This window comes from Rhizobium sp. P1_E1 (assembly GCF_056406015.1).
This window is the reverse complement of record NZ_JBFUAY010000221.1, coordinates 1-6,780: the sequence shown is the minus strand read 5'-3', so window position 1 is coordinate 6,780 and position 6,780 is coordinate 1. Positions and strand designations below refer to the sequence as shown.

The window sequence follows — 6,780 nt, the reverse complement described above, 5'->3', positions numbered from 1 at the left end:
CTACCTCACGCTCCCTCATTCCTGTGACACGCACAGGATGAGGGAGCGTGAGATGGCGTCCTTGCCTAATTTTCCGCTCGTATGTGAGGGGGAAAGTGTTCACTCTCTCCATTTTCGTAGCGAGTACGCATAGAGCGAGTCCCTCAATCAATCGTCGCGCTTCGAGCCCACCAGATTGGCTGCGACGATTGCTGCCAGAACACCGGCGGTCAGCAGCGGCTGGGCGCGGATCAGGCCGAGCCCGACCGTTGCCAGCGATTCCACCGCAGCACGGCGTTCACGGGCGCGGCGTGCTTCCCGGGTGTTGATGATCGACATCGCGACCAGGGCGATGATGGCGATCAGCAGCGCGCAGGCGGCCAGGAAGAGGGCAGCCCCGACTGGGCCGTAGATGCCGGCGAGCCAGATGGCGCCGGCGGTGACGGCCAGCGCGTAGGCGGTGAGAAGGAAGAGCACGGCAAGCGCAATGAAGATGCTATTGCGCTTGGCGCGCGCAACGGTCCGGTGCACGCTTGCGCCCGTCAGCAGGCTGAGGATCGAAAACAGCATCGCGCTTCCTCAGCGCCGGGCGAGGAAGGCGATGGCAAGGCCGAAAGCGGCTGCGGCGCCGATGGTTGCCAGCGGATGCTTGCGTACGGTATCGCGCATTTCCGTCGCGCCGCGCTCATAGCCGTGCTGCAATTCGCGCAGCAGATCCTCGCTGCGGCCAAGCAGTTCTTCGTAGCCGGCGCCGGCCTGGCTGCGGATTTTCTCGCCTTGGTGGCGCGAGCTTTTGCCGACGAGGCGCGTCAGTTCCGCGAGTTCGTCGCGCAGCGCCTCGATCTGCTCCTCGATGCCGGATTCCAGATTGTGGAAGGTGCCGTTGCGGCGGCTGCGGGCGGACTGGAAGATAGAATAGCTCATGGCTGTCTCCATTGGCTGGGGCGCGCGCAAGCCCGCCTGTTTCGCACGAGGGTCACCACCGTCCGTTGCATGAATGATATCGCCCGGCATTGACCCAGATCATGCCGAAAACGTGCCGGACGATCAAAAGTTCCGCCGGAGCAGTGCTCAGGGGCGGGAAACGGCACTGTGGGCGAGCACGAAGGGCGTGCCGTCGGCCGGCACCTGGTTGATGCGCAGCGCGCAACCGAACACCGACAGCATCGTTTCGTCCGTCAGCACTTCAACGATCCTGCCGGCGGCCGCGAGCCGGCCGGATTTCATCAGCACGATGCGGTCGGCAAAGAGCGCCGTCAGATTGAGATCGTGCATGACGGCGATGACACCGCCGCCGCGTTCGCAGAAATTGCGCGCGAGCGTCATGATGGTCAGCTGGTGGCTGATGTCGAGGCTCGAGACCGGTTCGTCGAGCAGCAGCCAGCAGGGCTTGCCGTCGACGACGGGCTCGGCGATCTGGCAGAGAACGCGGGCAAGCTGCACACGCTGCTGCTCGCCGCCGGAGAGCTCCTGATAGAAACGGCCTTCGAAGCCGGTCAAGTCGACGGAGGCTAGTGCTGCGGCGGCCGTCTGCTTGGCCTTGTCGGGATGCAGGTTGAGGCCTGATGTCAGGCCCATGCGGACGATCTCGCGTACGGTAAAGGGAAAGGAGATGGTGCTCGCCTGCGGCAGCACACCACGAATGGCGGCAAGCTGCCAGGGTTTCAGCCCCTTCACCTCGTCGCCGCCGATGCGCACCGAGCCGCCATAGGCAAGTTCGCCGGAGATGGCTTTCATCGTCGTCGTCTTGCCGGAGCCGTTCGGCCCGGCAATCGCCGTCAGTTCGCCGGCCTTTGCCGTGAAGGCGACGTCGCTGATGATGGTCTTGCCGGAAAGGCGCACGGAGACGCCGGAAACTTCGATCATCTAAATGTCACTCACGGGGTCACTCACCGGGGTCACTCACAGGGCAAGGCGCGAACGCTGTCTCAGCAGGATCCACAGGAAGAACGGGCCGCCGACCGCCGCGGTGATGATGCCGATCGGCAGCTCGGCCGGGGCAACCAGGGTGCGCGCCAGGACATCCGCGAAGATCAGCAGAGAGCCGCCGAGCAGAGCTGCGGCAGGCAGTAGGAAGCGATGGTCGGGGCCGATCGCCATACGCAGGATATGCGGCACGACGATCCCGACGAAACCGATACCGCCGCTGACGGCGACGGACGCGCCGGTCGCCGCGGCGACGCCGACAATCGCGATATTCTTCAGCCGCTGCACCGGCACGCCCATATGAAAGGCGGCCGCCTCGCCGAGCGTGATGGCATTGAGGCCGCGGGCCATGAAGGGCAGGGCGGTGAAGGACAAGAGGATGATCGGGCTGGCGGCAGYGATCTTCGTCCATGTGGCGCCGGCAAGCGAGCCCATGCTCCAAAAGGTCAGGTCGCGCAGCTGCTGGTCGTTGGCCATGTAGATCAGCAGTCCTGTTATGGCGAGGGCGAGCGCACCGAGCGCGATGCCGGCAAGCAACATTGTCGCCACCGAGGTCTGGCCATGACGGGTGGCGATCCTGTAGAGCAGCAGCGTCGTGACGAGGCCGCCGCCGAAAGCGGCCGCCGGCAGAGCGTAGATGCCGAGAAGCGCCTGGAGCGGAGCTGCAAGGCCGCCGCCGAGCACGATCATCGCCACCGCGCCGAGGCTTGCGCCGGCGGAGACGCCGACCAGGCCGGGATCGGCCAGCGGATTGCGGAACAGGCCTTGCATCACCGTGCCGGAGACGGCCAGCGAGGCGCCGATCAGGAAGCCGAGGATCGCCCTGGGCAGGCGGATATCGAAGATGATGATCCGGTCACGCGTGCTGAGCGCCGTCTCAGAGCCGGACATGTTGCTGATGATGTCGAGAATCGAGGCATCCGAGGCGCCTGTCGTCACGGAAAACAGCATCGAAAAGACTGAGCCGACGACGAGCAGCGCGATCGCCAGCAAGGCGAGCTGCGTCCTGTCGCCCGCCTGCCTGATTTCGCGGATGTCCGCCATCGGGAATGGTCGCCTTCGTTCCGTCATGGCTTGCGGCAGGGCCATGATCAGCCCCCGTAGATCGCCGTGTTGAGCTCCCGCGCGGCGGCTGCGGTGCGCGGGCCGAAGCCGAGCAGGTAGACGCCGTCCATTCGGATGATCGCTTTTTTCTCGCCAGCCGGCGTCAGCGCGATCGCCGGCTGAGCCAGCAGGTCCTCGTTCTTGGTGCCGGCGCCATCGCCGCGGTTCATCATCAGGATGATGTCGGGCTTGGCTTCGATGATCGCCTCGTCCGTCAGCGGCTTATAGCCCGGGAATGCGCCGACGGCGTTGATGGCGCCGGCGAGCTTGACGATGCCATCGGCGGCGGTGCCGGTGCCCGATGCCATGATCCGGCCGTTCTGGGCGCTGAGGATGAAGAGAACGCGCTTGCGCTCGGCCTCTGGGCGCTTTTCCGCATCGGCGATCGCCTCGTCGAGATCGGCCGCGACCTTTGCTTCAAGTGCCTTCGCCTTGTCGGGCACGCCAAGCAGCGTGCCGACACGGTCGATCTTGGCGATGATACCGTCGCGGGTAAAGGCGCTCGGCACGGTTTCGAAGGGCACGCTGGCATTCTTCAGCACGGTCAGCGCCTCCTCCGGGCCTGAACCGTCGACGGCGATGATCGCCGTCGGGTTCATGGCGAGGATGCCTTCCGGCGAGAGCGCGCGCATGTAACCGACGTTGGGCAGCTTCAACGCCGCCTCCGGATACATGCTCGTCGTGTCGCGGGCAATCAGCCGGCTTTCTTCGCCGAGCGCATAGACGATCTCGGTGATGTCGCCACCGACCGAAACCAGGCGCGAGGTGTCGAGCTTCTTTTCCTCAGCATGGGCGGCGCGGACGAAGGCGAAGCCTTCGATTGGCTGTGCCGTCGGGACCAACGGCAGCGCCATGACGGCCGCCGTCAGGGCCAGTTCCCAAGGGCGGATCCGGCGCAGATTGTTACGCATCGTCATCGTTGCGATCCTTATGCGGCCACGCTTGCTGCCCGCGGCAGGTTTTCCATGATCTCGCGCCATGCGGCGCGTTCGTCGGAACCTTCCTGCCGCTTGCCGAAGAACTGGATGATCATCTCGCCTTCTGCGTTGTAAGCCTCCAGCGAGGTGACGTGGCCGTCCGTGGTCGGCTTGCGCACGGCCCAGGTCTCGGCGATGTGATCCTGGCGCAGATGCAGGTGGAAAGTCGGGTCCATGATATTGATCCACGGTCCCATCGACTGCACGTTGAAGATCGGGCCGGAATGGATCTGGACGATGCCGTCATTGGCGACAAAGCACATGATCGGCAGGCCAGATTTCACAGAGGCATGCATCATGTCTGCCGTTGCGCTGTTGTCGAGCCTCCAGGCATAGTCGTCGCCGACAGTGCGCACCGCCGCCTGGCGGCCGATCTTCAGGCGCTTCAGCATGCCGAAGAACTGATGCGTATCGGTGAGCTTGCTCCAGTTGTCGCGCAGTTCGTCGCGGCTGACGTCGGCGGTCTCATCGGCGGCGTTCGAGGCTTCAGCCTCGACAAATTCCTGCGATTGGTCTTCCAGCTTCAACTCGGCGACGATCGCGTGATAGGCCTCGACATTCGAGCTCGGGCGCAGGTGCACCTTGTGCACGGCGTTGCCTGTTTTGTCGAAATATTGCAGGCTGAGGCGCTCCTGGTCGCCATCCTTCTTGCATACGGCGAAACCATGCTCCCAGCGGCTCGGGAAGATGCGCAGGTCGATATTCTCGCCGAGAACGATCGCGGCCTGCGCACCGCGCTTGATGTTTTCGAAGACACCGATCTTCTCGTGCACGGCACTTTCGTTGCGCGACAGGGCCATCACTTCGCCGAGGCCTGCCACGCGTTCGAGAAGCTTCAGTGCGCTGCCATCGATGCGGGTCACGCTGATGCCGGTTTCGGCGGCGACGAGGGCTGCCTCGGAAATCTTCAGCTGCGCGGCGATATCGCGCTCGCGCATTTTCGGATTCTCGGCGCGAAACGCACGGATTTCGGCTGGCGCCGGTCTTGTCTGTTCGGTCATGTCCTACCCTACTTATTGAGAATGAGCTTGCCCTGACGGGTGATCTTCAGGCGATAGACCAAGCCGTCGTGTCTAATCATGATCTCGTTCGTTCCGCGGAAGAGATCCGCGCTTTCGACGATCCGGTGCTGCGCCGCAGGCTCGCTCAGCGGCACGTGCTTAAAGTTATCTGGCTTTTCAACCATCATTTCAGTTGGCAATTCCGTGAGACCGGTGATCACGGTCCCCGGTTGTGATGACAATTATCTTGACTTTCTTACTCATAGTTTTTTAAAGACGCAATAGGAGACTAATACAGTCAAGTTTTTGAGATTGCTGATACGAAGCCACCTGGCGGCGGTTCGCGACAATGGCGGAGAAGATGATGACGGTTAGGTTTGCGGCTGTTGCAGCCGGCATGGTGATGGCGGTTTCAAGCGTATGCCAGGCGCAGGATGCGGCAACCGCCAAGCTGGATGTCGAACTCAACGCTTTGGCGCCGTCGCAAAAGGGCTGCATGATGACCTTCGTCGCCGAGAACAATCTTCAGGCGCCGATCAACAAGATCTCCTTCGAGCTCGCTTTCTTCAACGACAAGAATGCCGTCGACCGCATCACCGTGCTCGATTTCCGCGATCTGCCGAAGGGCAAGAAGCGCGTGCGCCAGTTCGATATGCCGAATGTGAAGTGCGAAACGGTCACGCGCATCATCATCAACGACACGCCGGTCTGCGACGGCCCGGCGACGGGCGAATGCATGAAGGGTCTCGTCACCCGTTCACAGATTTCCGTTCCCTTCGAGGGCTAAGAATACGCCGGGAATGAATCCCGGCGGGCATGGTCAGACTGTCCGAGGCATACAAATGGCAATTTCAGCGAAGTCCAGATCGAGACAGGTGCTCATCGGGGAGCCGGACGCTGACGGCAGTCTGAACGACAATAACATGCATCCCGGCCACGAGCTTTCCGACCTGCGCAATGTGCAGCGGCAGCCGGCTGGCGAGGCGGTGGTCCACTATGCGCGTTTCACGCAGATACCCTCCTTTCCCGATCATCCGGAAGCCGAGCCGATAGCCTCCGTTCCTGCGCCGCCGATGGATGCGGCGGTGGAAAAGCAGGAAGACGAGAAGAAGCCGGTGCGGCGACGGGTGGCGCTAGCCTGCGTTAGTTCGCTGATTTTCCACGCGACGCTGGCCGCTGTAGTAATCATTGCCTTCCCTAAGGCGCCGGAGGAGACAAAGGCAGGCGAAGCGATCAGTGTCGTGATGCTCGGCAGTTCTGATGCTGATCAGAGCGCAGCCGGCGAGACCGAGGTGACTATACAGCAAGAAATTGTTCCGGAAGCTGTCGAACCCGACACGGTCAAGCCAGTGGAAACAGCGGAAATGCGGCCGGAGGCCGTCCAACCGGAAACTGTCCAGCCGACTGCTGCAGAGCCGGTCGAGGCCGTTCAGCCCACGCAGGAGGTGACGCGCCAGTCAGCGGAGACGGTGACGACTGCGGAACTGGAGGTGCTCGTGTCGGAAACCCCTGCGGAAACTTCAGTTGCGCAGCCAATGTCGACAGTCGTGCCGGAGCAGTCTCCGGAGATACCGGTAACATCCGCCGAACCACCGGTCGCAACCGCGTTGCAATCCGAGCCGGAAGAGATCAAGCCTGTCGAAACGGCCGCGATTTCTCCCGAGCCGGAACCGCCTGTAGAGATCGCCACGCCACAACCAAAACCGAAGCTGGAAAAGCCCGCGGAAAAAAAGCCGGTCGAAAGAAAGCTGCCCCCAAAGAAGGCACAGGGTTCAGAGGGAGAGGCTAAACAG

The 6,780-nt window shown here is 62.8% G+C and carries 9 protein-coding genes; 2 read left to right on the top strand and 7 right to left on the bottom strand.

Annotated features, from left to right (window positions below; all coding sequences use genetic code 11):
• Positions 1–147: 147 nt before the first annotated feature.
• The 7 genes from AC1D1Z_RS32035 to hemP form a co-directional block, all read right to left on the bottom strand.
• Entirely contained in the window at positions 148–549 is a 402-nt protein-coding gene (locus AC1D1Z_RS32035; RefSeq protein ID WP_018446854.1) for a hypothetical protein, read from the bottom strand.
• Positions 550–558: 9 nt separating this feature from the next.
• The gene (locus AC1D1Z_RS32030) at positions 559–903 is read right to left on the bottom strand and encodes a DUF883 family protein (RefSeq protein ID WP_018243255.1); all 345 of its coding nucleotides are present in this window, start codon (positions 901–903) and stop codon (positions 559–561) included.
• A gap of 147 nt (positions 904–1,050) precedes the next feature.
• On the bottom strand, positions 1,051–1,845 hold the full coding sequence (locus AC1D1Z_RS32025; RefSeq protein ID WP_130652925.1) for a heme ABC transporter ATP-binding protein: 795 nt from the start codon (positions 1,843–1,845) through the stop codon (positions 1,051–1,053).
• Between the two features lie 36 nt (positions 1,846–1,881).
• Entirely contained in the window at positions 1,882–2,994 is a 1,113-nt protein-coding gene (locus AC1D1Z_RS32020; RefSeq protein ID WP_477852860.1) for a FecCD family ABC transporter permease, read from the bottom strand.
• A gap of 2 nt (positions 2,995–2,996) precedes the next feature.
• Positions 2,997–3,926, bottom strand: coding sequence for a heme/hemin ABC transporter substrate-binding protein (locus AC1D1Z_RS32015; protein WP_130652923.1), 930 nt, complete (start codon positions 3,924–3,926; stop codon positions 2,997–2,999).
• An 11-nt stretch (positions 3,927–3,937) separates the two neighbouring features.
• Positions 3,938–4,987, bottom strand: a complete 1,050-nt coding sequence (locus tag AC1D1Z_RS32010; RefSeq protein ID WP_130652922.1) for a hemin-degrading factor — start codon at positions 4,985–4,987, stop codon at positions 3,938–3,940.
• Positions 4,988–4,995: 8 nt separating this feature from the next.
• Complete coding sequence (hemP, locus tag AC1D1Z_RS32005) at positions 4,996–5,175, bottom strand: hemin uptake protein HemP (protein WP_130653562.1); 180 nt, start codon at positions 5,173–5,175, stop codon at positions 4,996–4,998.
• Positions 5,176–5,351: 176 nt separating this feature from the next.
• Between hemP and AC1D1Z_RS32000 the strand changes: the two genes are divergently transcribed.
• Both AC1D1Z_RS32000 and AC1D1Z_RS31995 read left to right on the top strand, forming a co-directional pair.
• Positions 5,352–5,774 carry a hypothetical protein gene (locus AC1D1Z_RS32000; protein ID WP_130652921.1) on the top strand — a complete coding sequence of 141 codons (423 nt, stop codon included), beginning with the start codon at positions 5,352–5,354 and terminating at the stop codon, positions 5,772–5,774.
• Between the two features lie 55 nt (positions 5,775–5,829).
• A partial coding sequence (locus tag AC1D1Z_RS31995; RefSeq protein WP_477852863.1) for a hypothetical protein occupies positions 5,830–6,780 on the top strand: 951 nt, incomplete at its 3' end.